The organism is Nonomuraea sp. NPDC049141 (genome assembly GCF_040648415.1).
Taxonomy (GTDB): domain Bacteria; phylum Actinomycetota; class Actinomycetes; order Streptosporangiales; family Streptosporangiaceae; genus Nonomuraea.
Window position 1 is genome coordinate 298,177 of the sequence record NZ_JBEZDR010000005.1, and the last position, 22,962, is coordinate 321,138.

At 68.9% G+C, this 22,962-nt stretch carries 28 protein-coding genes; 11 read left to right on the forward strand and 17 right to left on the reverse strand.

Features of this window, described 5'->3' with window-relative positions; translation table 11 throughout:
• Positions 1-64 precede the first annotated feature (64 nt).
• A complete protein-coding gene (locus tag AB0B91_RS17445; protein WP_358319995.1) occupies positions 65-940 on the forward strand; it encodes a hypothetical protein in 876 nt (291 codons plus the stop codon).
• A gap of 64 nt (positions 941-1,004) precedes the next feature.
• On the opposite strand, the gene AB0B91_RS17450 is transcribed toward AB0B91_RS17445, so the two are convergent.
• The 4 genes from AB0B91_RS17450 to AB0B91_RS17465 all read right to left on the reverse strand — a co-directional run bounded on the left by AB0B91_RS17450 (position 1,005) and on the right by AB0B91_RS17465 (position 4,241).
• Positions 1,005-1,307, reverse strand: coding sequence for a winged helix-turn-helix domain-containing protein (locus AB0B91_RS17450; RefSeq protein WP_358319997.1), 303 nt, complete (start codon positions 1,305-1,307; stop codon positions 1,005-1,007).
• 20 nt (positions 1,308-1,327) lie between these two features.
• Positions 1,328-1,735: a hypothetical protein gene (locus tag AB0B91_RS17455; RefSeq protein ID WP_358320000.1), complete on the reverse strand. Its 408-nt coding sequence runs from the start codon at positions 1,733-1,735 to the stop codon at positions 1,328-1,330.
• Positions 1,736-1,768: 33 nt separating this feature from the next.
• Positions 1,769-2,623, reverse strand: a complete 855-nt coding sequence (locus AB0B91_RS17460) for an NAD(P)H-binding protein (RefSeq protein ID WP_358320003.1) — start codon at positions 2,621-2,623, stop codon at positions 1,769-1,771.
• 100 nt (positions 2,624-2,723) lie between these two features.
• Positions 2,724-4,241 (reverse strand): long-chain fatty acid--CoA ligase, encoded by a 1,518-nt coding sequence (locus tag AB0B91_RS17465; RefSeq protein WP_358320006.1) that lies wholly within the window; start codon positions 4,239-4,241, stop codon positions 2,724-2,726.
• Between the two features lie 91 nt (positions 4,242-4,332).
• Between AB0B91_RS17465 and AB0B91_RS17470 the strand changes: the two genes are divergently transcribed.
• Positions 4,333-5,169, forward strand: coding sequence for a PaaX family transcriptional regulator C-terminal domain-containing protein (locus AB0B91_RS17470; RefSeq protein ID WP_358320814.1), 837 nt, complete (start codon positions 4,333-4,335; stop codon positions 5,167-5,169).
• A 35-nt stretch (positions 5,170-5,204) separates the two neighbouring features.
• Here the strand turns inward: AB0B91_RS17470 and mmsB are convergent, their stop codons facing one another.
• From mmsB to chvE, 3 genes are read right to left on the reverse strand one after another with little or no spacing between them, the layout of a single operon-like run.
• Positions 5,205-6,464, reverse strand: coding sequence for a multiple monosaccharide ABC transporter permease (mmsB, locus tag AB0B91_RS17475; RefSeq protein ID WP_358320007.1), 1,260 nt, complete (start codon positions 6,462-6,464; stop codon positions 5,205-5,207).
• The gene (mmsA, locus tag AB0B91_RS17480; protein WP_358320010.1) at positions 6,461-7,999 is read right to left on the reverse strand and encodes a multiple monosaccharide ABC transporter ATP-binding protein; all 1,539 of its coding nucleotides are present in this window, start codon (positions 7,997-7,999) and stop codon (positions 6,461-6,463) included. Before mmsA ends, mmsB begins: the two co-directional genes overlap by 4 nt.
• Positions 8,000-8,003: 4 nt before the next feature.
• The gene (gene chvE / locus AB0B91_RS17485) at positions 8,004-9,140 is read right to left on the reverse strand and encodes a multiple monosaccharide ABC transporter substrate-binding protein (protein WP_358320013.1); all 1,137 of its coding nucleotides are present in this window, start codon (positions 9,138-9,140) and stop codon (positions 8,004-8,006) included.
• Positions 9,141-9,417: 277 nt separating this feature from the next.
• Between chvE and AB0B91_RS17490 the strand changes: the two genes are divergently transcribed.
• The 5 genes from AB0B91_RS17490 (at position 9,418) to AB0B91_RS17510 (ending at position 12,907) form a co-directional block, all read left to right on the forward strand.
• Entirely contained in the window at positions 9,418-10,200 is a 783-nt protein-coding gene (locus AB0B91_RS17490) for a CPBP family intramembrane glutamic endopeptidase (protein ID WP_358320016.1), read from the forward strand.
• A 65-nt stretch (positions 10,201-10,265) separates the two neighbouring features.
• Positions 10,266-10,973, forward strand: a complete 708-nt coding sequence (locus AB0B91_RS17495; protein WP_358320019.1) for a CAP domain-containing protein — start codon at positions 10,266-10,268, stop codon at positions 10,971-10,973.
• Between the two features lie 95 nt (positions 10,974-11,068).
• Positions 11,069-11,443 carry a YbaB/EbfC family nucleoid-associated protein gene (locus AB0B91_RS17500; RefSeq protein WP_358320020.1) on the forward strand — a complete coding sequence of 125 codons (375 nt, stop codon included), beginning with the start codon at positions 11,069-11,071 and terminating at the stop codon, positions 11,441-11,443.
• Positions 11,444-11,449: 6 nt separating this feature from the next.
• The gene (locus AB0B91_RS17505) at positions 11,450-12,352 is read left to right on the forward strand and encodes a hypothetical protein (protein WP_358320022.1); all 903 of its coding nucleotides are present in this window, start codon (positions 11,450-11,452) and stop codon (positions 12,350-12,352) included.
• A 3-nt stretch (positions 12,353-12,355) separates the two neighbouring features.
• Positions 12,356-12,907 carry a hypothetical protein gene (locus AB0B91_RS17510; protein ID WP_358320025.1) on the forward strand — a complete coding sequence of 184 codons (552 nt, stop codon included), beginning with the start codon at positions 12,356-12,358 and terminating at the stop codon, positions 12,905-12,907.
• A 4-nt stretch (positions 12,908-12,911) separates the two neighbouring features.
• Here AB0B91_RS17510 and AB0B91_RS17515 read toward each other — a convergent pair whose 3' ends face one another.
• Positions 12,912-13,277, reverse strand: coding sequence for an ArsC/Spx/MgsR family protein (locus AB0B91_RS17515; RefSeq protein WP_214640918.1), 366 nt, complete (start codon positions 13,275-13,277; stop codon positions 12,912-12,914).
• Between the two features lie 509 nt (positions 13,278-13,786).
• Between AB0B91_RS17515 and AB0B91_RS17520 the strand changes: the two genes are divergently transcribed.
• Positions 13,787-14,662: a CAP domain-containing protein gene (locus AB0B91_RS17520; protein ID WP_358320028.1), complete on the forward strand. Its 876-nt coding sequence runs from the start codon at positions 13,787-13,789 to the stop codon at positions 14,660-14,662.
• Between the two features lie 72 nt (positions 14,663-14,734).
• Here AB0B91_RS17520 and AB0B91_RS17525 read toward each other — a convergent pair whose 3' ends face one another.
• From AB0B91_RS17525 to AB0B91_RS17545, 5 genes are read right to left on the reverse strand one after another with little or no spacing between them, the layout of a single operon-like run.
• A complete protein-coding gene (locus tag AB0B91_RS17525; protein ID WP_214640920.1) occupies positions 14,735-15,142 on the reverse strand; it encodes a cupin domain-containing protein in 408 nt (135 codons plus the stop codon).
• 9 nt (positions 15,143-15,151) lie between these two features.
• Entirely contained in the window at positions 15,152-15,973 is an 822-nt protein-coding gene (locus tag AB0B91_RS17530) for a phosphoenolpyruvate hydrolase family protein (protein WP_358320031.1), read from the reverse strand.
• Positions 15,970-17,199, reverse strand: a complete 1,230-nt coding sequence (locus AB0B91_RS17535) for a Tm-1-like ATP-binding domain-containing protein (protein WP_358320034.1) — start codon at positions 17,197-17,199, stop codon at positions 15,970-15,972. Before AB0B91_RS17535 ends, AB0B91_RS17530 begins: the two co-directional genes overlap by 4 nt.
• Position 17,200: 1 nt before the next feature.
• On the reverse strand, positions 17,201-17,575 hold the full coding sequence (locus tag AB0B91_RS17540) for a carboxymuconolactone decarboxylase family protein (RefSeq protein WP_358320037.1): 375 nt from the start codon (positions 17,573-17,575) through the stop codon (positions 17,201-17,203).
• Positions 17,575-18,276, reverse strand: a complete 702-nt coding sequence (locus AB0B91_RS17545) for an SDR family NAD(P)-dependent oxidoreductase (RefSeq protein WP_358320040.1) — start codon at positions 18,274-18,276, stop codon at positions 17,575-17,577. Before AB0B91_RS17545 ends, AB0B91_RS17540 begins: the two co-directional genes overlap by 1 nt.
• Between AB0B91_RS17545 and AB0B91_RS17550 the strand changes: the two genes are divergently transcribed.
• Both AB0B91_RS17550 and AB0B91_RS17555 read left to right on the forward strand, forming a co-directional pair.
• Positions 18,275-18,583 (forward strand): FCD domain-containing protein, encoded by a 309-nt coding sequence (locus AB0B91_RS17550; protein WP_358320043.1) that lies wholly within the window; start codon positions 18,275-18,277, stop codon positions 18,581-18,583. The two genes, AB0B91_RS17545 and AB0B91_RS17550, sit on opposite strands and share 2 nt — an antisense overlap.
• 228 nt (positions 18,584-18,811) lie before the next feature.
• Entirely contained in the window at positions 18,812-19,327 is a 516-nt protein-coding gene (locus tag AB0B91_RS17555) for an N-acetyltransferase (protein ID WP_358320046.1), read from the forward strand.
• A gap of 113 nt (positions 19,328-19,440) precedes the next feature.
• On the opposite strand, the gene AB0B91_RS17560 is transcribed toward AB0B91_RS17555, so the two are convergent.
• The gene (locus AB0B91_RS17560; protein ID WP_358320049.1) at positions 19,441-19,992 is read right to left on the reverse strand and encodes a hypothetical protein; all 552 of its coding nucleotides are present in this window, start codon (positions 19,990-19,992) and stop codon (positions 19,441-19,443) included.
• A gap of 485 nt (positions 19,993-20,477) precedes the next feature.
• Here AB0B91_RS17560 and AB0B91_RS17565 point away from each other — a divergent pair, with 485 nt between their 5' ends.
• Positions 20,478-20,681 (forward strand): cold-shock protein, encoded by a 204-nt coding sequence (locus AB0B91_RS17565; RefSeq protein ID WP_219533118.1) that lies wholly within the window; start codon positions 20,478-20,480, stop codon positions 20,679-20,681.
• A 100-nt stretch (positions 20,682-20,781) separates the two neighbouring features.
• Here AB0B91_RS17565 and AB0B91_RS17570 read toward each other — a convergent pair whose 3' ends face one another.
• From AB0B91_RS17570 to AB0B91_RS17580, 3 genes are all read right to left on the reverse strand, one after another.
• Positions 20,782-21,891, reverse strand: a complete 1,110-nt coding sequence (locus AB0B91_RS17570; RefSeq protein WP_358320051.1) for an NlpC/P60 family protein — start codon at positions 21,889-21,891, stop codon at positions 20,782-20,784.
• A 2-nt stretch (positions 21,892-21,893) separates the two neighbouring features.
• Entirely contained in the window at positions 21,894-22,193 is a 300-nt protein-coding gene (locus AB0B91_RS17575) for a hypothetical protein (RefSeq protein ID WP_358320054.1), read from the reverse strand.
• Between the two features lie 116 nt (positions 22,194-22,309).
• On the reverse strand, positions 22,310-22,888 hold the full coding sequence (locus AB0B91_RS17580) for a TetR family transcriptional regulator (RefSeq protein WP_358320056.1): 579 nt from the start codon (positions 22,886-22,888) through the stop codon (positions 22,310-22,312).
• Between the last annotated feature and the right edge of the window lie 74 nt (positions 22,889-22,962).

Sequence of the window (22,962 nt, forward strand, 5' to 3'; positions counted from 1 at the left end):
TGGTTGGAGCTCGGTTACAGCCTGTGATGGCACCCTTACTGAGTTTCCCCCAGGAAGGATCAGCATGAGGACACGCACTGTCAGGACGATCGCCGCGCTCTTCGCCTCGGTCATGACCATGGTGGGACTGGTGGCGACACCGGCCTCCGCCGCCGCCCCCGCCCACACCATCTGCGGGCTTTCTCCAGGAGGCTCGGGCGTGTGGCGCTACAACGGCTCCGGCACCGACTGGACCCAGGTCGGCGGCCCGGCCAGGGCGCTCTACGGCGGGCGCTACGGCCTGTTCGCCACGTCACCCGACGGCAGCGGCATCTGGCGCTACCTCAACTCGCCGAACAACTGGCAACGCGTCGGCGGCCCCGGCTTCATGTGGGCGGTCACCGACAACTCCCTGTACGGCCTGTCCCCTGACCGCAGCGGCGTCTACAGGTGGAACGGCTCCGGCACCGACTGGACCCACGTCGGCGGGCCGGCCAGCTATCTGTACGGCGGAGGTTTCGGCCTGTTCGCCACGTCACCCGACGGCGCCGGCATCTGGCGCTACCTCAACTCGCCGAACAACTGGCATCGCGTGGGCGGCCCCGGCGCTACGTGGGCGGTCACCAACGTCGCCCTCTTCGGCCTGTCCCCTGACCGCAGCGGCGTCTACAAGTGGAACGGCACCGGCACCGACTGGACCAACGTCGGCGGGCCGGCCAGCTGGCTGTACGGCGGAAATTTCGGGCTTTTCGCCACATCGCCGGACCGCAACGCCATCTGGCGCTACCTCGACGCCCCCGGCCACTGGCAGCACATAGGCGGCCCCGGTTGGAGCTGGGCGGTCACCGACAACAGCATCTTCGGCCTGTCCCCTGACCGCAGCGGCGTCTACAAGTACATCGGCGGCACCAACTGGACCCGGGTCGGCGGGCCGGCCGACCAGATCGTCCCCTGCCCGTAACGGTATGCCGCGCAGGCTCGGGCCGGGGCGACCGCTGACGGTCTCCCCGGCCCGCGTCCATGGATCACCAGTCGCCGCCCAGCGACTCCTTGGCCGCCGCGATACGCCCCTCGTCCCGCTGGTAGAACACCCACTGTTTGATCTTCTTGCCGCGCACCAGCCCCGCCGCGCTGAGCACCTTCAGATGCCCGCCGCAGGTCGGCTGGCTCACCCCGAGCTTCTCCGCGATGAACAGCGAGCAGACCCCGTCATCGACCAGGTCACCGTCACGCTGCGGCGGAAAGTGCCGCTCGGGCTCCCGCAGCCATTCGAGGATCAGCAGCCGTTTGTCGTTGGCCAGCGCTTTGACCAGGTCCACATCCACCACGAAGGCATTATGGCAATTAGCTAACTACCTGTCGAGCGTGACCAGACCTGCGAGAGCAGGACGACGCTCCCGCCGAACAGCAGCACGCCGAGAGGCACATGGACCACCGGAACATGCGTGTCACCGAGTGCCGCCTCCGCCAATGTCAGAACCAGCAAGAACGTACTGTTGACGATGTATCGCGGCGAGCCGCCGCCCGGACGCCACACCAGGATCGCGACGAGGAGCTGGATCGCGCCCGCGGCCACGGCCACCACCGCCGTTGCGCCGTGCAGCGCCCGGCCATCGGGCGAGGACATCAGCAGGCCGGCCGTGATGGCCTGCGTCAACATGGCGGCCGCCTGCACGGTCACGGTTATCCGCATGGTGGGGAAGAAGCGCGGCGTCGTGTTCGGCCCGACCGCGTCGAGCACGTGTTCACCTGCCATGACGTACTCCTTCGAGTTCTGGGTTGTCGTAGGTCAGTCGCGGAAGGCGGCGGCGTGGTCGGTGACCCATTCCGCCCAGGTGCGCGCGGGGCGGCCGAGGGCCTTGTCCACCTCGTCGGTGACGGGCGCCGGTTGGCCGGCGCCGCGGGCGTACCTGCCGAGCAGGGCCACCACGAACGCCTCGTTCATGCCCATCCCGACCATGCCCTGCCTGACGGCCTCCGGCGGCACCTCCTGGAACCGCAGCGGCCTGCCGAGCACCTCACCGATGGTGGCGACCAGTTCCTCGTGGGTCAGGGACTGCGGTCCCGTCAGCTGAAGCTTCCTGCCCACCAGGTCGTCGGACAGCAGCGCGCGGACGCCGACCTCGGCCAGATCCCGCTCGTCGACAGGCGCTTCGGAGAAGTTCGCGTACGGCCCCCGGACGACGTCACCGGCGCGGATCTGACCGCCCCACGCCACGAGCGTGTTGACCGCGAAGGAGCTGGCCCGCAGGCTCACCCATTCCAGGCCACTGGCGACGGCGGCGGCCTCGACCTCCTTGTTCCTGTCCCCGTTGAACCGGGACGGCTGGTGATCGAGGTCGTCGTCGACATTGACCGCGGACAGCACGGCCACCCGGTTCACCCCGCGTTCCTTGGCGAGTGCCAGCAGTTCGGGGGCGGCGAGTCCCACGGCGCGCGGGTTGAGAAACAGACCGGTGACGCCTTCCAGGCAGGAGGCCAGCGTGCTGGGCCGGGCCGGGTCGGCCGCCACGACTTCGACCCCGTCGGGCAGACCGGACGCCCGCGGGTCACGGGTGACCGCACGGACTTTGGCGCCCTGGCTGACGAGCAGCTCGACGAGAGGGCGTCCGACGATGCCCGTGGCTCCGGTTACGAGGAACATTGCACGGCCTTTCACTGGGACCTATCTATGTGCGATCACCTCCATAGAGTCGGGTGGGCCTGCCAGGTGTGACATCCGTCCGGGATATGTGATCCGCGTCTCAGCCGGGCCGGTTGAGCGGGCGGCCTCGAAGCTCGGCCTTCTGGAGCTTCCCCGAGCCGGTCCGGGGCAGGTCGTCCACCAGGTCGAAGTAGCGCGGGATCTTGTACCTGGCCAGCCGCCCGTCGAGGAACTCCCGCAGCTCCTCGCCGGTGACGGCCGCCCGGCAGACCACGAACGCCCGCCCGACCTCGCCCCATGTGGCGTCCGGAACCCCCACGACGGCAGCCTCCGCCACGGCCGGGTGCTCGAAGAGCACGCCTTCGACCTCCGCCGGATAGACGTTCTCCCCGCCTGAGATGTACATGTCCTTGACCCGGTCCACGAGGTACAGGTGCCCCTCGCCGTCGAACGCGCCGATGTCGCCGGTACGGAGCCAGCCGCCCGCCACGAACGCCGCCTTGGTCGCCTCGGGATTCTGCCAGTAGCCGGGGGTCACGTTCGGCCCCTGGACCAGCACCTCGCCCGGCTCGCCGATGGCCGTGCCGGTGAGGTCGGGCCGGACCACGCGTACGTTGGTGAAGAACACCGGAACCCCGGCCGAGCCCACCTTGCGCACGCTCTGCCCGGCCTCCAGGAAGGTCGCGCCCGGCGCCGTCTCGGTGAGCCCGTAGCCCTGGCAGAACACCAGGCCCCGCTCCTGGTAGGTACGGATGAGCGCGGCCGGGATCGGCGCGCCGCCCGACATCAGGTTGCGCAGCGACGACAGGTCGGCCGTGGCCCACCTCGGCGACCGGGCGAACGCGGCGAACATCGTGGTGACGCCGAACATCCAGGTGATGCGGTGCTTCTCGATGAGGTCGTAGCACGCGTCCACGTCCCAGGACGGCATGATCACCGAGCAGCCGCCCTTGGCGAACGTCGGCAGCAGCGTCTGGTTCAGCGCCGCGACGTGGAAGAGCGGCGCGCTGATCAGCGTCATCTCGTCGCTTGTCACGTCGACGCCGATCAGCATGTTGAAGGTGTTCCACACCAGGTTGGCGTGGCTGAGCAGAGCGCCTTTGGGCCGCCCGGTGGTGCCGGAGGTGTAGAGGATGAGCGCGAGGTCGTCCATCCCGACGCGTACGTCGATCGGCGCGGGATCACCCTCGGCCAGCCAGCTCTCAAAGTCCGGCACGAGCAGGGCGTTGGTGCCGGAGAGCGCCCGGACCACCTCGGCGCACTCGGGCGCGTAGATCAGGACGGCCGGGCCGCAGTCGTCCAGCATGTAGCCGATCTCGGGCGCGGTCAGCCGGAAGTTCAGCGGCACGAAGATCCCGCCGAGCAGGTGCGTGGCGAACATGGTCTCCGCGAGAGCGGGGTGGTTCGGGCCGAGGTAGGCGACCCGGTCTCCGGCTCCCACCCCGGCCTCACGCAGGCGCGCGGCCAGCTTCGTCGTCCGCGTGTGCACTTCGGCGTAGGTGACCGCCCGGCCTTCGAAGACGAACGCCGTACGGTCCGGCGTCATCTGGGCCCGGCGAGCCGGCCACCCTCCCACTCCCGCGTTCTCCATGGGCGTACGGCCTCTCGCATCGGTCAATCCGATACCTACCCCATCCACATGGGGCAGTTTCTCAACCTGAGTCAGAGTTTTGCCGACTGTGACGGATCCGTCTACCCTCGGTGCTGTGATGCTCGGCGATGGAGACGCTCTGACGGCCCGTCCGCAGTCCCTGATGTTCAGCTTTCTCGGCGTCTACGTGCTGGGGCGCGGCACCGCCGTCTATTCGGGCAGCGTCATCGACGTCTTCGCCCGGCTCGGCGTCACCGAGGAGGCGGTGCGCTCGACGCTCACCCGCATGGTCAAGCGGGGGCTGCTGGCCCGGCACCGTCAGGGGCGCCGGATGTACTTCGGGCTCACCGAGCACGCGGTGGAGGTGCTCGACGACGGGCGCCGCCGGGTCTGGGAGACCGGCGCGGTCAACCGCGCCTGGGACGGCGCCTGGACCCTGGTGGGCTTCTCGATCCCCGACAGCCTGCGCAGCACCCGGCACGACCTCCGCTCGCAGCTCATCTGGGCCGGGTTCGGCCTGCTGCAGAGCGGGCTGTGGATCGCGCCGGGCGTCAAGGACGTCGCGGACATCCTCGCCCCGCTCGAACTCGGCGATCACATCACCGTGATGACGGCCCGGGCGTTCAAGCCGACCGAGTCGGCCGACCTGGTGCGGAAGGCGTTCAGCACCGAGCGGATCGCCGCGCGCTACCGGGCGTTCCTCGACCGCTGGGACACACCGGACCCCCTCCCCTCGGCGGCCGACGACCTGGCCCGGCAGCTTTTCCTGCACACCGACTGGCTGCAACTGGTCCGCCAGGACCCGCACCTGCCGGCCGAACACCTGCCCGAGGATTGGCCGGCGATCCGGGCCGAGCAGGTGTTCCGCACCCTGGCCCGCGACTACGAGCCGAGCGCCAGAGTGCTGGCCGACACCGTCCTGGACGAGCTGGCGGTCACCTCACCGACCGGCTGACCGCCCAGCTCACTCTCCCCTACACGGCGGGCCGATCAACGGCTGCCGGTCGCCGCGCGGCGCTTGGTCCACACGTCGAAGGCCACGGCCGCGAGCAGGACAGCGCCCTTGACGAACATGACCCGCTCGCTCGGCGCACCGATCAGCGACATGCCGTTGTTGATGACGCCCATGATCAGACCGCCGGTGACCGCACCGACCACCTTGCCGACGCCGCCCTGTACGGCCGCACCGCCGATGAACGCCGCAGCGATCGCGTCCAGCTCGAAGGAGTTGCCCGCCGTGGGCCCGGCCTGGTTGAGCCGTCCGGCGAAGATGACCCCGGCGAGCGCGGACAGGACGCCCATGTTCACGAAGATCCAGAAAACGACGGACTTGACCTTGATGCCGGACAGCAGCGCCGCCTGCAGGTTGCCGCCGATGGCGTAGATCCGCCGGCCGAACACGGCCCGGCTGGTCACCAGCGAGTAGCCCAGCACCAGCAGCGCGAGCAGGATCAGCACCCAGGGCAGGTTCTTGAATCTGGCCAGCTGCACCACCACCGCGAGGATGACCGCGGCGGCCGCGGCGATGCGCAGCAGGAAGATCGGCAGCGGGTCCACGCTCTGCCGGTAACCCAGCCGCGCCATCCGGCTGCGCCACTGACTGGCGGCCATGCCGGCCACCGCCACCAGGCCGAGCAGCAGGCTGAACAGGTCGGCGCCGCCCAGCGGGCCGAGCCCGATGTTGCCGAGATAGCCGTCGGTGAAGCCGTTCGACAGCGTACGGACGGCGTCAGGGAACGGGCCGATGCCCTGGTTGCCCAGCACGGTCAGCGTGAGCGCGCGGAACAGCAGCATGCCGGCCAGCGTCACGATGAACGCCGGGATGCCGTAGTAGGCGATCCAGAACCCCTGCCACGCCCCGATGAGCGCGCCCGCGACCAGCGTGATGACCAGCGCCAGCGGCCACGGCACGCCGTAGTTCACCATGAGCACGGCGGCGATGGCCCCGGTGACGGCCACGACCGATCCCACGGACAGGTCGATGTGCCCGGCGATGATGATCAGGATCATCCCGATGGCCAGGATCAGGACGTACGAGTTCTGAACGATGATGTTGGAGATGTTCTGCGGCTGGAGCAGCGCCCCCTTGGTGAGGAACGCGAACAGCACGACGATCAGCGCGAACGCGACGTAGATGCCGCTCTGTCGTACGTTGAACGACAGCCACGAGGACCTTTCCTGTCCCCGCGGTGGGGGCGGCTCCTGGCCCGCGGGCGCCAGCCCGGCATCAGTGGATGAGGTGCTGCTCATCGGATCTCGTCCAGTCCTTTCGTCATGTACTGCATGAGGCCCTCCTGCGTGGCCTCCTCGCGCGGGACCTCGCCGGTGATCCGGCCGGCCGACAACGCGTAGATCCGGTCGCACAGCCCCAGGAGTTCGGGCAGCTCCGACGAGATGACCAGGATGGCCTTACCCTCGTCGGCGAGCCGGTTGATGATCGAGTAGATCTCGTACTTGGCCCCGACGTCGATGCCCCGGGTCGGCTCGTCCAGGATGAGCACGTCGGGGTCCGTGAAGATCCACTTCGACAGGACGACCTTCTGCTGGTTGCCGCCGCTGAGCTTGCCGGTGACGCTCAGCACGCTGGGCGCCTTGATGTTCATGCTCGCGCGGAACTCGTCGGCGACCCGGTACTCCTCGTTGTCGTTGACCCAGCCGCGACTGGCCAGCTTCGGCAGCGCGGCGGCGGAGACGTTCCGCTTGATGTCCTCGATCAGGTTGAGGCCGTACTTCTTGCGGTCCTCGGTGGCGTACGCGATGCCGTGCCGGATCGCGTCCTGCACCGAGCGGATCTCGATCTGCCGGCCGTCCTTGTAGATGCGGCCGGAGATGTCGGTGCCGTAGGCGCGGCCGAAGACGCTCATGGCCAGCTCGGTCCGGCCGGCGCCCATGAGCCCCGCCAGACCGACGATCTCACCCTTGCGCAGGTTGAGGCTGGCGTTGGAGACCACGACCCGGCCGCGATGGGCGGGGCTGTGCACCGTCCAGTCCTCGATGCGCAGCACCTCCTCGCCGATGTTCGGCTCGTGCGGCGGGAAGCGGTTCTCCAGGTCACGGCCGACCATGCCGGAGATGATGCGACCCTCCGTGACGTGGTCGGTGACCATGTCGAGCCGCTCGATCGTCCGGCCGTCGCGCAGGATGGTGATCGAGTCGGCGATGTCGATGACCTCGTTGAGCTTGTGCGAGATGATCACGCAGGTGATGCCCTCGTCACGCAGGCCACGCAGCAGGTCGAGCAGGTGCGCCGAGTCCTCGTCGTTGAGCGCGGCCGTCGGCTCGTCGAGGATGAGCAGGCGCACCCGCTTGGACAGCGCCTTGGCGATCTCCACGAGCTGCTGCTTGCCGACCCCGATGTCGGAGATGAGCGACACCGGGTTCTCCCGCAGCCCGACCCGGTTCAGCAGCTCGGCCGCCTCGTGGTTGGTCCGGTTCCAGTCGATCAGGCCACGGCTGGCCTGCTCGTTGCCGAGGAAGATGTTCTCGGCGATCGACAGTTGCGGGCACAGGGCCAGCTCCTGGTGGATGATGACGATCCCGCGGTGCTCGCTGTCACGGATGTCGGCGAACCGGCACGGCTCTCCCTCGAACAAGATCTCGCCCTCGTAGGAGCCGTGCGGGTAGACGCCCGACAGCACCTTCATGAGCGTGGACTTGCCGGCACCGTTCTCGCCGCAGATCGCGTGGATCTCGCCCTGTCGTACGGACAGGTTGACGTCTTGCAGCGCCTTGACTCCGGGGAAGGTCTTGGTGATCCCGCGCATCCGCAGGATGTCATCAGTCATGTCGTCAGCCCAGCTGGGACTTGGTGTAGTAGCCGGTGTCGACGAGTTCCTTCTCGTAGTTCGTCTTGTCGACGATCAGCGGCTGGAGCAGGTAGGACGGCACGACCTTGTTGCCGTTGTCGTAGTCCTTGGTGTTGTTGACCTCGGGCTTGCCACCCTTGAGGACGGTGTCGGCGATCTTGATCGTCACGTCGGCGAGCTGCCGGGTGTCCTTGTAGATGGTGGAGTACTGCTCACCCGCGATGATCGACTTCACCGACGCCAGCTCGGCGTCCTGGCCGGTCACGATCGGGTACGGCTGGCCGGAGGTCCCGTAGCCGTTGCTCTTGAGCGCCGACAGGATGCCGATCGACAGGCCGTCGTAGGGCGACAGGACGCCGTCGACCTTGGTGCCGCCGCTGTAGGTCTTGGTCAGCAGGTCTTCCATGCGCTTCTGCGCGGTGGCCGGGTCCCAGCGCAGGATGGCGACCGTCTTGAAGTCCGTCTGGCCGCTCTTGACGACAAGCGTGCCCTTGTCGATGAACGGCTTGAGCACCGACATGGCGCCGTTGAAGAAGAACGTCGCGTTGTTGTCGTCGGGCGAACCGGCGAACAGCTCGACGTTGAACGGGCCCTTGGCGCTGCCCGCGGAGCCATCGGCGTTCAGCAGCTTCAGCCCGACCAGCAGCGACGTGGCCTGCTGCACGCCGACCTTGAAGTTGTCGAAGGTGGCGTAGTAGTCGACGTTCGGGCTGTTGCGGATCAGCCGGTCGTAGGCGACGACCGGGATCTTCTTGTCAGCGGCCTCTTGGAGCTGCGTGGTGATGGCCGTGCCGTCGATCGAGGCGATGATCAGGAGCTTGGCGCCCTTGGTGATCTGGTTCTCGATCTGGTTGACCTGGGTCGGGATGTCGTTCTCGGCGTACTGCAGGTCCACCTTGTAACCAAGCTTCTCCAGCCCGGCCTTGACGTTGTCGCCGTCGTGGATCCAGCGCTCCGATGACTTGGTCGGCATGGTGACGCCCACCAGCGCGCCCGCCGTGCCTGCGGAGGCGCTGGCGGCCGCCTGCTGGTCAACCGTCTTCTCAGCCGAGCCACATGCGGTCGCGACCGTGGCTAGCGCCAGGACGGAGACCACGGCCGCGAATCGTGGAAATCTCATATTGCTCCTTGCGGAAATGGGGGCTGCCCACGCGTCGTGGGAGACAGCCGATCCCGCGAGTGTTATCGCTAACATTTCCGGTGTCAAGCGAAGGGGATAACGTAGACGTAACACAAGCTTCACAGTTCAAGTGCCCCCGGGCCTGCGGTGCGAGGCTACCTTCCGCGGATGACCGGTCGATCCGGCGAGCTCCCACCTGGCGATCATCCGCCGGGGCGTCAGCCGGAAGGCGCCCGCGCTGAGGCTCCTTTTACCGGCTTCCGGCTACTCTGCGGCCATGACCACGCAGTCCCCCGCCGTGCCGCCCCTGACCCTCGGACCGAGACTGATCCGGGCCGAGATCTTCGTGGTGCTGTCCGTCTCGCTGGGGGCCAGCGCCCTCGTGGCGCTCGTCCGGCTGATCGGCGCGCTCACGGCGCCCCGGGAGCTGAAGGGGCAGCAGGCCGTACTCGTCGGATCACTGGCTCCCGGACGGCCCTGGCTGGACCTGACGTTGCAGCTCGTCGACGTCGCGATCTCCGTGGCCCCGGTCGGGCTCGTCGCCTACCTGCTGGTCCGCTCCGGCGAGTCGATGCGGACCATCGGCGTCGATCTCCGCGAGCCCCGGCGCGACCTGGTGCGCGGCGCCCTGCTCGCGGCCGCGATCGGCGGTACGGGGCTGGCCTTCTACCTGGCCGTGTACGCCGCCGGGATCAACCTCAACGTGGTGGCCGGCGGACTGCCCGACGTGTGGTGGCGGATCCCGGTCCTGCTGCTGGCCGCCGCGCAGAACGGCGTGCTGGAAGAGGTGCTCGTCAGCGGGTGGCTCCTGCACCGGCTGGGACAGGCGGGCTGGACACCCTGGAAGTCCGTTGTGGCGGCCTCGCTGTTGCGCGGCTCGTACCACCTCTACCAGGGGTTCGGCGGCTTCGTCGGCAACGTGGTGATGGGGCTGGTGTTCGGCCGCCTGTACCAGCGCTGGGGCCGGGCCATGCCGCTCATCGTCGCGCACACGCTCATCGACGCCGTCGCCTTCGCCGGTTACGCCGCCCTGCACGGCCGGGTGAGCTGGCTGCCCTGAGTACGGCCTACTCATGCGGTCCGCGCCCACGGATCGCACAGTCGGGACTGACGAGAAATCCCGACATGAGGAGAGAAACGACCATGGGCATGCAGAAGCTTGCCGCGGCGTCACTACTGTCGCTGGGCCTGCTGATCACGGCCACGGCACCCGCCTCGGCGGCGTCGGCGGGATCGGCGGCGAGATCGGCGGCGAGATCGGCGGCGAGATCGGCGGCGGCCGCGTGCAGCGGCGCCGACGACACCGTCCGGACGCCCCAGTGGTACCGGCAGCAGTATCCGGACTGGACCGACAGCCGGATCAAGGCCGCGGTCGCGCTCAACGAGGGGTTCGCCTCGGGCAGCATCCGCTGCCTGGTGAACGCCGAACGGGCGAAGGCCGGGCTCGCCCCGGTGGAGGACACCCTGCGGCTGTTCAACGCGGCCGACGCGCACGTGAAGGCGGCCATCCAGCAGAAGTGGTGGGTGGACGGCGCCAACTGGCACGTCAACCCGAGCACCGGGTCCACCGTGGGCAGCAGGATACGCGCGGCGGGCTATTGCCCCTCGGGCACGTGGCAGGCGCTGGAGAACGTCTACGCCGGCTGGGGCACCACATACGCGACGCCCCGGGCGGCGGTGCGCTGGTGGATGAGCAGCGCCTCCCACCGGCAGAACATCCTCAACCCGCAGATGAAGCAGACCGGCATCTCGGTACGCAACGGGAGCGCGCGCCCGGGCATCACCTCCAACGTCACCCTGGTGACGACGGAGGTGTTCGGCTTCTGCCGGTGACAGCCAGGACGAATCCCCTATTTCCTATAGATAATATGGCCTATAGGTTTGCGATCTACGGGGAGGGACGAACCTATGTCAGGCCAGGAGACCGCATGACCTCGCCCGCCGACGCGCTCCGGGGAAGCGGCGACCCGGAGATCGAGAGGCTGCTGGATCAGTTCGACGCCGACGTCGCGCAGGTGGAGCGGCTCAGGGACCAGATCACCGAGGTGCGCGGCCGGGGCGAGGCGGCGGACGGGCGGGTGGTCGCCGAGACCTCGTCCACCGGAGAGCTCGTCGGCCTCACGATCGATCCGCGCGCCATGCGGCTCGGCTCCGACGAGCTGGCCGCCGCGGTCCTCGAGGCGGCCGGCGCGGCGGCGCGGAACACGGCGGAGGGGATGACCGACCTGGTCGACCCCTTCATCGCGGACACCATGCTGGACCTGGGCCAGACTCCGGGGCGCCGGCCCCGGAACGAGCGCTGACCTCCGGTGGGCATCAATCCCACCCGCGCGGCGATCTATGGCTTCGGCACGGTCGGCATCGCCGCCTTCGTGTTCAAGATGCTCGCCGTCCCCTACCCGGACGGCGATCCGGCCAAGGCGCGCCAGGCCGCCGCCGTCTGGACACGGCTCGCGGACCGGATCGAGCAGAGTCCGGACCGGACCTATCCGTTCGCCGAAGCGGTGTGGAAACGGAACGGCGGCGCCGGCGTCGAGGCGTTCAAGACGGCGGTGACCGCCGGGCTCTATCCGAACCCGCCACAAGTGGGCTACGCCGACAAGCTCGCCCATCGCTGCCGGGAGAATGCCAAGGCGTGCGAGGATTACGCGGAGATCATCGAAACGGCGCAGCACGCGTACTGGACGCTCGCCCTCGCGAATTTCGCCAGTTTCATCTTCATCACCACCTTTCCCTGGCAGGCCGGCGCCGCCTACAAGATCACCGAGATTCTCATGAACCGGGCCAAGGCGAGACTGCTGTCGAAACTGCTTGAACACAACATCGCCCGGATTCTGCTCAGCAAGCTCACCGAATACAGCATCGGCAGCGCTTTCTTCGCGGTCGGAGATGTGGGCGTGGTGGCCGGGGTGAAAGCGGCGCGCGGTGAGGACGCGGGGTCGTGGGGCGACAACGCGAAGCAGGCGCTCAAGGAATTCGCCGGCTCGGTCGCGTTCTATGGCGCGTTCGACGCCGCCATGCCGGTGGCCAGGGCGGCGAGCAAGAACGCCGACGTCCAGTACTTCATCAGCCGTATGGCGGGCGGATCCGTGTACGGCGTCTCGTACGACGCCATGAATGGGGAGAGCGGCACGGACCTCATCCCCACCTGGAAACAGACGCTCGGCAGAATGCTGCTCTATTTCACGATGGCCCACAAACCCGCGGGGTGACGCATGGCTCCTGACCCTGACCCGAAGCCGCCGGAGCGGCCGGAAACGGTTACCGTCGCTCCTGACGAATCGCTCTGGGACATCGCCGAGCAGCTCTTCGAGAACGGCGCCCTCTGGGAGAGCATTTATCAGGCGAACCGCGACGTCCTCGACGATCCCGGCGCGCTACCCACCGGAATACGGCTGCGCCTCCCGATGGAGATCTATCCGGGCCATCTCAGGTCCGTCGCCGGGGGTTTCGACACCGAGAAACACGACCTCGGCGAATTCGTCAACGCGGTGGCGGCGGAGCTGAACGCCATCGGGAATTTCTGGGGCGGCGGCAAGGAAGGGACGATGTTCTTCAAAGGTGAAGGCGGCGGCATGGGATACGAGGCCGTGACGAGCCAGATCATCGAGGGCATCGACCATCTGCAGGACGCCCATCACGAGATCCCCAAGCGCCTGCGGCTCATGGCCGACCGGGTCCAGGTCGCCGACTGGGACAACGTGACCACCGTGCTGTCCGCACTTCCCGCCCCGGACCCTGACCGGCGGATCTGGGGTGCGGGCTGAGCCGCTAGGAGGAGCGGGAAAGCACGGAGCGGACGGCCTCCGTCGTACGGCCGACCACGGCCGCGCCGTCTCCGGCGGTGATGATCGGGCGCTGGATGAGGATCGGGTGGCTGGCCAGCGCCTTGATCCAGCGATTGCGGTTCGCGGCGTCGCGGGGCCAGTCGGCGATGCCGAGGTCGGCGGCGGTGGTCTCGCCGAACCGGGTGATGTCCCAGGGCTCGAGGCGGAGCCGGGTGAGCACCTCGCGGAGTTCGAGCTCGTTGGGCGGGTCATCGAGGTAGCGGCGAATGGTGTATTCGGCGTTCTCGGTGTCGAGGAGTTGCAGCGCGGAGTGGCACTTGGAGCAGTCGGGGTTGATCCAGATCTCCATGCTGACTTCCTTTGGGGATGCGAGGAGCGCGGAGCCGTCCGGCAAGGCGTCCCATGGAGAAACAGGAGGCGCACTGAACGTGACCTGCCCCCTATTTCACTAGCAAGTGTTAGCCATACGGATTACCACGTCAAGCGCCGCTAAATAGCCATCCCACGCTCGGACAGCCCCGTGAACAGGGGCGGAGCGGCTGAGAACTCCGCCGCCATCTCCCCCAAGTTCGATCTGTTCCGGCGGCCGGGGCCCGCCGTGTCAAGCCGGTACGCACGCCACGGCGCAGATCCCATCGGTTACCGAGCGTGACCGAACGGCTGTCTCCCCGAAAAAAAATCCCGGACCTGGATTCCGGTCGGAAAGGCCTGTGTCAGCAGGGGTTCCCGACGCCTCAGGATCCCCTCTGGTTTACCCAGGTAACAGCTTGATGTCCGAAATTTCATGACAGAGGGCACCTGGCACCGACAGAATGCGGAACGCCCACCCACCGTCCACTCCATACGGAGGACACCCATATGCGTAGACCCCTTGGGGTACTCGCGGGTCTCGTGAGCCTGGCAGCCCTCGGTGCGCCGATCGCCACGGCCGACGCCGCAACGGTGCCGCCAACCGCATGTCGCGTGACCGTGGCCAAGCCGCAGGTCACCACCGCCGGCAAGATCCAGGTTTCCGCCACCCGGCGCGGTTGCGAAGGCACCGCCCTGGTCCGCGTCCGCATCAAGCGCGCGGTGCCCGGCCCCGACCGGATCGTCAAGAGCGCGTCGGGCAGGGGCGTCAGCCCGCGGGTCACCGTCGCGCTGCCGTGCACCCCCGGTGTCTACTACGCGTCGGTCACCGACTACCAGGGCAACACGGGCAAGTCCCGGCCGGTCCGGCTGCCGTCCTGCACGCCGACCACGCCTACGCCCACCCCGACGGGCACACCGTCGCCCACAGGGTCGCCCACGTCGTCGCCGACGGCCACCCCCACGACCACCAGCGCGCCGACGACGGACACGGTCGGCACGGCCGACGAGAACGAGGTCGTCCGGCTGACCAACGCGGAGCGGGCGAAGGGCGGCTGCAAGCCGCTCAAGCATGACGCCCAGCTGCGCACGGCCGCCTTCGGCCACTCCTCCGACATGGCGGCCAAGAACTACTTCGACCACACCTCGCAGGACGGCCGCAGCTTCCTGGACCGCATCCGCGCGGCGGGCTTCACCGGCGGAACGGGCTGGGCCGAGAACATCGCCATGGGCCAGCCGACCCCGGCGTCCGTGGTCACCGGCTGGATGAACAGCGCGGGCCACAAGGCCAACATCATGAACTGCAAGTACAACCTCATCGGTGTCGGCGCGGCCAAGAACTCCCGGGGCCAGATCTACTGGACCCAGGACTTCGCCGCCAAGTAGCGGCCGCCCGAGAAGAACGATGCCCCGCGGCCGGCCGCCCGGCCGCGGGGCATCACCTCGAACCGGGACTCTTCAGGCCTGACGCCACTCCGCCACGCTGCCGGGCTCGTGCAGATGCAGGTCGGGCGCGCCCTCCAGCGCCTTCTCCTCGCCACCGGGCGTGTACGTGACGATCAGGCGCAACGGCCGCCAGGTCGAGTTGAACGTCGAGTGGTAGGCGCCCGCCGGGATGTGCACGGTGTCACCCTCCTTGATCGGGAACGGCTCACCGTCGTCGACCATCTGCGACGCCTCCCCGGAGATGACGTAGATGATCTCCTCGGCGTTCGGGTGGTTGTGCCGGGCATGCCCCTGACCGGGGTTGATGATGACCTCGCCCAGCGTGCTGCTCGCCCCTTCGATGGCCGACGGGGTGACGAACCACTTGATGGACCCCCAGTCGAAGGCCATCGTGGGCACGGTGTCCGGACTGACGTGCATGGCGGCTCCTCAGAAGTTGACTGCTTTGAAGGCTCGTACCTGCTCGGTGATGGCCCGTTCCGTCGGCAGCCGCTCGACGGACGAGGCGCCGAAGAAGCCCACCACGCCCTGGGTGCGCGACAGGACATAGGCGGCGTCGTCGGGCTCGGCGATCGGGCCGCCGTGGCAGAGCACGAGGATGTCGGGCCGGACGGCCGCCGCGGCGTCGCGCATGGCCTGCACCCGGGTCACGGCCTCGTCCAGGGTCAGGGCGGTGCCCGCGCCGATGCTGCCCTTGGTGGTCAGCCCGACGTGCGGCACCAGGACGTCGGCGCCGGCCTCGGCCATGGCGCGGGCCTGGTCCTCGTCGAAGACGTACGGGGCGGTGACCAGGTCGCGCTCGTGGGCCAGCCGGACCATCTCCACCTCCAGCCGGTAACCCATGCCGGTCTCCTCCAGGTTCTGCCGGAAGACCCCGTCGTACAGGCCAACGGTTGGGAAGTTCTGCACGCCCGCGAAGCCCATCGCGGCGAGCTGGTCGAGGAAGCGCGGCATGACCCGGAACGGGTCGGTGCCGCAGACGCCCGCGAGCACCGGGGTGTCGGCGACGACGGGCAGCACCTCGGACGCCATCTCGACGACGATCTGGTTCGCGTCGCCGTAGGGCAGCAGCCCGGCCAGCGAGCCGCGCCCGGCCATCCGGTAACGGCCGGAGTTGTAGATGATGATCAGATCGACACCGCCGGCCTCGGCGCACTTGGCCGACAGGCCCGTGCCCGCGCCGGCGCCGATCACCGGCCGCCCCTCCGCGACGGTACGGCGGAGCCTGGCCAGCACCTCCTGCCTGGTCACGAGGGATCCCCTTCCGAGATGAGGCGATGCAGCCGCTCGGCCATCGCCCGGCCGAACTCCGGATCGTTGATGTGCAGGTCGAGCCGCTGGGTCGCGGGGAAGATGGCCAGCGCCTCGAAGCAGGCCTCGTCGGCCTTGGGGTCGTGGAAGTCCATGCCCGGCGCGTCCAGGGCGGACACGCCCCGCTGCGGGACGAACAGCTCCGTCGGGCCGGTCGCCGCGCTGAGCTTGGCCGCCACCCGAGCGCCCAGCTCGGCCATCTCCTCCGGCGTGGTGCGCATCAGCGTGACGGTCGGGTTGTGCACGTACAGCAGCCGGTCCGCGAACCGCGTGGGCACGGTGTCGCGCGGGCCGAAGTTGACCATGTCCAGGGCGCCGGGGGCGACCACCTGTGGCACGCCGTGCGCGCCCGCCGCCGTCAACCGCTCGGGACCCGCTGACAGGACCCCGCCGACCAGCTCGTCGGCCAGCTCGGTGGTGGTCAGATCCAGCACCCCGGCCAGCAGCCCGCTCGCCGCCAGCCCCTCCAGCGCCCGGCCGCCCGATCCGGTCGCGTGGAAGACCAGCACCTCGTAGCCGAGCTCGTCCAGCCGCTCGCGCGCCGCGTCCACGGCGGGCGTGGTCACGCCGAACATCGACGCGCCGATCAGCGGCCGATCCTCGCTCTGCGCGGTCCCCACCGCCCTGGCCAGCTGGTGCGCCTTGGCCATGCCCGACGCGGCGGCCGCCGCGTTGCCGAGAATCGCCCGCGAGACCCGGTTGACGCCCGCGATGTCGACCACGCTGTACATCAGCGTGACGTCCCTGGCCCCGACGTAAGGCGACACATCACCCGACGCCATCGTGGACACGATCAGCTTGGGCAGGCCGATGGGCAGGTCACGGACCGCCCGCGCGGCGATCGACGACCCGCCGCTACCGCCCACGGCCAGCACCGCGTCGACCCGGCCCGCCCCATGCAGCTCGGCCATGATCACCGCCGCGCCCTCACCCATCGCGGTGACGGCGGCCCCGCGGTCGCCCCCCTCCTGGAGCGCCCGCAGGTCACCTCCGGCCGCGTCGGCCACCCGCTCGTTGGAGACGTCGGGCAGCAGATTGACGCCGGGCTCGCGCACTCCCGTGTCGACCACGAGCACGTCGCTGCCCAGCTCCACCAGCCGGTTGCGCAGCCAGGCGTACTCCTCGCCCTTGGTGTCGAGCGTCCCGATCAGTACGACGGTCGGCATCTCACGCCACACCCCTCTGTTCGAAGACCTTCTTCGCCACATTGATCGCGTTGATCGCCCTTGGGAACCCCGCGTACTGAACGCAGTGGATGATCACTTCGACGATCTCGCCGGGCGTGAGGCCCACGTTGAGCCCCGCGTTGATGTGCCCGGTGAGCTGAGGTTCAACGCCACCGATGTTGACCAGCGAGGCGATCGAGGCGATCTGCCGCTGCCGCAGGTCCAGGCCGGGGCGCGAATAGATCTCGCCGAAATTGAACTCCACGCCGTAGCGCCCGAGGTCGGCGCCGGGCCCGGACAGCATGTCCAGCAGCCGGTCGGCGGCGCCTTCGCCGTACACCTCGTCGTACTTCGCCTTGCCCTGTTCCATGGACATCAGATCGCGTGACCTCCGTCCTGGGGCAGGATGACGCCGGTCAGGTACGCGGCGGACGGCAGGCAGAAGTGCACGATGCTCTCCGCCAGGTCCTCCGGACGGCCGAGCGTCCTGGTGGGGATCTGACCCAGCAGGGCCTCCCGCTGCTCGGGGGTGTCCCGGTCGCGGCCCGGCGTCTGCTGGGCGCCGGGGGCGATGCAGTTGACCGTGATGCTGTCGGTGGCGTACTCGATGGCCAGGGCCTTGGTCAGGCCGACCACGCCCGCCTTGGCGGCGGCGTAACCGCTCGCGTGCCGGACCAGGCGCCCGCCGCGCAGGGCCGCGATGGAGGCGATGTTCACGATCCGCCCGCCGCCGCGCGCCAGCATCGACGGCACGACCGCGCGGGTCACGTTGAAGACACTGGTCAGGTTGACGTCGACCATCCGCCGCCACTCGTCGGCGGTCATCTCATGGAACGGCCGCACCATGCCGCCGCCCGCGTTGTTGACCAGGATGTCGACCCCGCCCCAGGCCCGGGTCACCTCGTCGACCGCGCTCAGCGTCGCGTCGAGGTCGGTGATGTCGGCCTTGAGCTCCAGCGCCTCGCGCCCGGTCGCACGTACGGCCGCGCCGAACAGCTCCAGCCCCTCGGCCGCCAGGTCCAGCCCGGCGACGTCGCAGCCCTCCCTCGCCAGCACCTGGGCGAACACCTTGCCCATGGCGCCGCCCGCGCCGGTGATGACGGCCTTCGTGGAAGCGGACGTCGCCTTCCACCTCACACTGGCGCACGCGGCAGGCAACTCGGTCCTCGACGACATTCTCGGCAGCATCCGCTCGCTCCTGCGGGTCTGGATCCGCCGGGCGATCCACGAGGCAGGAGAGACCCAGACCACCATCGCCGAACACGCGGCGGTGCTGGCCGCGATCGAACAGCGCTCGCCGTCCGCGGCCGTCACGGCCATGCGCGGCCACATGAACGCCGCCAGCGGCCGCCTGCACCGCTCCTTGCAGGACGACGAAACCTGACCATCTGCATGGTTCGGACGGCGTATGCGGTACATTGATCAACGTCGGTTGAACGACGGCTGAGGCGCCGGTGAGTAGGGAAAGGAGCGAGGAGCGTATGACCGCCCGTTGGGTGGCCGCTGTGCGCGGCATCTCCTCCCCTGTCCTTATGGGCTGCCCGGGAGCCGGTCAACGCCGCTGAGCTCGGCCGTTCTCCGCGGGAGCCCTCTCTTCCGATGAAGGGTTCCGTTGAACATCACACCGCTGAACATCACACCGCGGGCGGAAACGCCCGAAGACGCCGCTGCCATCCGCGCGGTGAACCTGTCGGCCTTCCCCACCCCGCTGGAAGCCGACCTCGTCGAGGCGCTGCGCCGCGATCCGGCCTGGATTCCAGGTCTGTCCTGGGTGGGGGTCTCCCCTGAAGGCGACATCGTCGCCTATGCCCTGCTCACCCGCTGCCACATCGGGCAGGCGTCCGCGCTGGCCCTCGGGCCGGTGGCCGTGTCGCAGGCCGTACAGAGGCAGGGAGCGGGCGCGGCGGTGACCCGGGCCGCGCTTCAGGCGGCCCGTGAGCGGGGCGAGAGCGCCGTGGTCGTGCTCGGGCATCCCGAGTACTATCCGCGGTTCGGATTCACCATCGCCTCCGGGCACGGCATCGGTGTGTCCTTCGAGGTGCCGGACGAGGCGCTGATGGCCATGTCGCTGGACGGGAGCCCGCTGCCGGCGGGCACCATCAGGTACGCGCCGCCGTTCGGCGTATGATCCCGCGCCGCGCCGCCGTACCAGCTGTTCTGGTACGGCGGCGCGGCGCCCACGCGGGACCGGCCACGGGGACACGGCCGGTCCGCGGCGCGGGTTGATTCCGCGACGAGGGTCTACTTGCCCTCGTGGCGGTGGTCATCGCGGTGGGCGCCGCCGCTCACGACGGTGAACGTGGCGGTGGCGACCCGGTTGCCGACCTTGACGGACACGGTCTTGGTGCCGGGCTTGGCGTGGGCCGGCACGGTCAGGGTCTTGGTGACCTTCCGCTGGTCGAGCGACACGCGGTAGCTCTTGCCCTCAGGGCTGGTGATCGTGGCCGTGCCGCCCGCCGGCGCGCCCTTGACGACGATGGTCACCCCGTAGGAGGCGCCCTGCTTGACGCGGCTGGGGTTGACGGACACGTCGAGGGAGGTGTGGTCGCGCCGCTTGGTCTCCTGCACGTACAGGGTGTCAGCCGTGGGGGTGGGGCGGGCGGTCTTCACCGGTGCGGTCGGCAGGGTGGTCGGCGTGGTCTTCGGGCCCGGCGTGACCGTCGTGGTGGGGTGCGGCTTCGCGGTGCCTGGCTTTGCGGTGTCGGCGAAGGCGCCGCCCCCGAACGGCAGGGCGATGAGGGCGGTGGCGGCGGCGGTCACGGTGAGGGGCTTCAGGAAGCGCACTGAGATCAACGTCCAATCCTGGATGACCTGGCCGAACCCCCGACGAATTCGGCCCCGATGGGTCATCCGCACGCCTTGAACTCTGCCGACGCAACATTAGAGCCGTCTGATATGCCGCTTTGATTTGTCTATGTCGGGTTAACATAAGCCCGCGCTACGGCGAAGCCGGGACTACTCGCGCTCTCCGCCGAGGTGGCGGCGGTCGGGCGGCCGGGGACGGAGCAACCGGTGCCCGGCCAGGGGAAGCGCCGATGATTTTCCGTTCCACCAGGCGGCCCCCAAGATCTGCCATTTTTCATGAGGGAGTACGAGAGGCCACGTGCTAGCGTGGCAGCTGTTGCAGTTTTGGTACCCACGAACTCTGTGCGCGCCCGACGGGGTTTGCCCCCCAAAGGCGTGTTGTTTTCACCCGGTCATTTCCGGATGGGTCATTGCGGCGACATGGGATTCGTGACCTGCGAGTCCCAGCTCTGCGCCTATCAAGGGAGATCGACATGGCGACTGGCACCGTGAAGTGGTTCAACTCGGAAAAGGGCTTCGGCTTCATCCAGCAGGACGGCGGCGGCGCCGACGTCTTCGCCCACTACTCGAACATCGCCACCCAGGGCTTCCGCGAGCTGCAGGAAGGCCAGAAGGTGAGCTTCGACATCACGCAGGGCCAGAAGGGCCCGCAGGCCGAGAACATCGTCCCGGTCTGATCACGACGCATCATCACGACGAGCCGGGGTCCGCAGGTGCGGGCCCCGGTTCGCGTGTGTCAGGCCATAAATGGCCCAAGAACGGCCAAAGAAGCGTGGTTCAGGAGATGCGCCGGTAGGTGATCGGGCCGTGCTGGACCGCCACCTCTCCCACCCTGACGTTCGCTCCCGGGTGCGGCGCGTGGATCATCTTGCCGTCGCCTATGTAAATCCCAATGTGGTCGGGCGGGGCGCCGAAGAAGACGAGGTCGCCAGGCTGTGGCGGCCCTGAGATCGGTTGCCCGCTCGCCTGGTAGCCCGCCGCCGTGGTGTCGCCGATCTTGATGCCCGCCTGGTTCAGCGAGTAGTAGACGAGCCCGCTGCAGTCGAAGGCGTTCGGGCCGTTGGCGCCCCAGATGTACGGCTTGCCGAGGTGCTGCCGCGCGGCGTTGACGATGTCGGCCCCGGAACCGCCGCCCGGCACGTACGGCACGGCCTGAGCGACCCCACCCCCGCCTCCGCCTCCGGAAGACGCGGTCGCCGGGGAGCCGCCACCCGGGCTCGACGCGGGGGCGGGGCCGGCGCCGTTGCCGTCCGCGCTCGCCAGCGACGTCTTCTGCCAGTCCGGGAGCGGTGTCCGGTCCCAGTGGACGGTGTGGCCCGGCCCGGGCACGAACGTCTGGTCGCCGGGCGCCTTGATGGCCGCGAACGTCGCCTCCCGGTCGTCCCAATGGCCGCCGATCGTCTTCACGGCCTGGTTCACGACCTTGTTGGCGGAGTTGAGGTGCACCGTCGCGTCCTCGACCGCGTCGGTGACGTGCGGCGAGAGCGCCTTGTCGAACTCCGCCTGCGTGGCCTTGGGGTGGGCGGTCTTGTACGCGGTGGCCTTGTCGAGGACGTCACCGCAGATCCCGCGTACCTTCGAGGCGGACGTCTCCAGCGCCTGGGCGACGTCGTCGAGGACCGTCGCGCTGTCGGTCATGGCGTCGTAGAGCGCGCCGCCGGCCGTGGAGTAGCGGCTCATGTACTTGTCGAAGGCGTCGGCGGAATCACCCTGCCAGGCCGTGTTGACGCCCTTGACGGACATGCCGAGCCGGCCGACGTACTCGCCGGTCTTGCCGCCCGCGCCGCGCCACCGCTTGGCGACGTCGCGGACCGTGCCGGGATCACCGCTGACCCGCTCCAGGATGCGCGCCAGCACGTCGCCGCCGGGCAGATCGCCGAGCTCCACACTCACTCCTGATCCGCGCCCGAGGACTTGTTGGCCGCACGGACGTTGTCGACCACCTTCTCCAGAGCCCGCTCGACGCCCTGGAGCTTGTGCTGGGCCTGCCCGAGCTCGCCCGAAACGCCCTTCTCGATCTTGTCGAGGACGGCGGCCAGTGAGGCGGAGCCGGTCAGGTCACCGAAGATCTTGGAGTCGGCGGTCTTGGCCGGATACTGGCCCGCGAGGTCGGCGAACTCCTTGGACAGCCGGTTCGCCGACGACTGACAGTCTTCGAGCGCCTGGCGGTGAAGGTCGACCTTCGCCATCAGCGATCCTCCAGGGGCACGGCGCACGGATCAAATTGAGCACTCACCACAAGTAGCTGATCGTATCGGAATGGCCCTTATTCAGGCATAAAAGCCGCACTTATCATGCCGATCTCTCAGCTTCCCGACATCGGGCGGCCCAGCAGGCTGGTGGCCACGGCCGCCAGGTAGGGGGCGACGTCATCGGACGTGGCCGTGGCCAGGGCCGGGGTGGCGACGACGGAGCGCAGGATGCCGATGCCGACCAGCCAGGCGCTGAGCAGCTCTGCCCGCAGCTCCTTGTCCGGCCCGTCGACCAGCTCCTCCAGTGCCTTGACGTAGGTGCCGCACACCTCCTCGCGGATGCGCTGCCGGGTGTCCTCGTGTGCCGACGAGCGCAGCATGGCGACGAGGGGATGCTCGCCGCCGTACCGCGACCAGTCCTGGAAGACGACCGAGCGCAGCATCCGGGCGACCAGCTCCTCCGGCGGCCCGTCGAGCAGGTCGGCGGGCACCTCGCCGGTGGCCGTGGCCTCGTCGAAGAGCCGCTTCTTGGAGCCGAAGTAGCGGAAGATCAGCGTGGGGTCCACGCCAGAGTCGCGGGCTATGTCGCGCACGCTCGTCCCGTCGTACCCCTCGCGGGCGAACCGCAGCCTGGCGACCTCCAGCAGCTTCGCCCTGGTGGCCTCCCGGTCCCTCTTACGCGCCTCGGTCACGCCGCCCTCCTGAGTCATCGACCGTTGACATTGTAGGCAACCCACGGTTACTGTCCACACAAGTCACCGTTCGA

What these genes read in the sequence shown, in the direction of transcription:
- AB0B91_RS17445 (WP_358319995.1), top strand. Translation starts at nt 65, where the DNA reads ATGAGGACACGCACTGTCAGGACGATCGCCGCGCTCTTCGCCTCGGTC.
- AB0B91_RS17455 (WP_358320000.1), bottom strand. Translation starts at nt 1,735, where the DNA reads ATGGCAGGTGAACACGTGCTCGACGCGGTCGGGCCGAACACGACGCCG.
- AB0B91_RS17460 (WP_358320003.1), bottom strand. Translation starts at nt 2,623, where the DNA reads ATGTTCCTCGTAACCGGAGCCACGGGCATCGTCGGACGCCCTCTCGTC.
- AB0B91_RS17470 (WP_358320814.1), top strand. Translation starts at nt 4,333, where the DNA reads ATGCTCGGCGATGGAGACGCTCTGACGGCCCGTCCGCAGTCCCTGATG.
- mmsB (WP_358320007.1), bottom strand. Translation starts at nt 6,464, where the DNA reads ATGAGCAGCACCTCATCCACTGATGCCGGGCTGGCGCCCGCGGGCCAG.
- mmsA (WP_358320010.1), bottom strand. Translation starts at nt 7,999, where the DNA reads ATGACTGATGACATCCTGCGGATGCGCGGGATCACCAAGACCTTCCCC.
- chvE (WP_358320013.1), bottom strand. Translation starts at nt 9,140, where the DNA reads ATGAGATTTCCACGATTCGCGGCCGTGGTCTCCGTCCTGGCGCTAGCC.
- AB0B91_RS17490 (WP_358320016.1), top strand. Translation starts at nt 9,418, where the DNA reads ATGACCACGCAGTCCCCCGCCGTGCCGCCCCTGACCCTCGGACCGAGA.
- AB0B91_RS17495 (WP_358320019.1), top strand. Translation starts at nt 10,266, where the DNA reads ATGAGGAGAGAAACGACCATGGGCATGCAGAAGCTTGCCGCGGCGTCA.
- AB0B91_RS17500 (WP_358320020.1), top strand. Translation starts at nt 11,069, where the DNA reads ATGACCTCGCCCGCCGACGCGCTCCGGGGAAGCGGCGACCCGGAGATC.
- AB0B91_RS17510 (WP_358320025.1), top strand. Translation starts at nt 12,356, where the DNA reads ATGGCTCCTGACCCTGACCCGAAGCCGCCGGAGCGGCCGGAAACGGTT.
- AB0B91_RS17515 (WP_214640918.1), bottom strand. Translation starts at nt 13,277, where the DNA reads ATGGAGATCTGGATCAACCCCGACTGCTCCAAGTGCCACTCCGCGCTG.
- AB0B91_RS17520 (WP_358320028.1), top strand. Translation starts at nt 13,787, where the DNA reads ATGCGTAGACCCCTTGGGGTACTCGCGGGTCTCGTGAGCCTGGCAGCC.
- AB0B91_RS17525 (WP_214640920.1), bottom strand. Translation starts at nt 15,142, where the DNA reads ATGCACGTCAGTCCGGACACCGTGCCCACGATGGCCTTCGACTGGGGG.
- AB0B91_RS17535 (WP_358320034.1), bottom strand. Translation starts at nt 17,199, where the DNA reads ATGCCGACCGTCGTACTGATCGGGACGCTCGACACCAAGGGCGAGGAG.
- AB0B91_RS17540 (WP_358320037.1), bottom strand. Translation starts at nt 17,575, where the DNA reads ATGTCCATGGAACAGGGCAAGGCGAAGTACGACGAGGTGTACGGCGAA.
- AB0B91_RS17550 (WP_358320043.1), top strand. Translation starts at nt 18,275, where the DNA reads ATGGCGCCGCCCGCGCCGGTGATGACGGCCTTCGTGGAAGCGGACGTC.
- AB0B91_RS17545 (WP_358320040.1), bottom strand. Translation starts at nt 18,276, where the DNA reads ATGGGCAAGGTGTTCGCCCAGGTGCTGGCGAGGGAGGGCTGCGACGTC.
- AB0B91_RS17565 (WP_219533118.1), top strand. Translation starts at nt 20,478, where the DNA reads ATGGCGACTGGCACCGTGAAGTGGTTCAACTCGGAAAAGGGCTTCGGC.
- AB0B91_RS17575 (WP_358320054.1), bottom strand. Translation starts at nt 22,193, where the DNA reads ATGGCGAAGGTCGACCTTCACCGCCAGGCGCTCGAAGACTGTCAGTCG.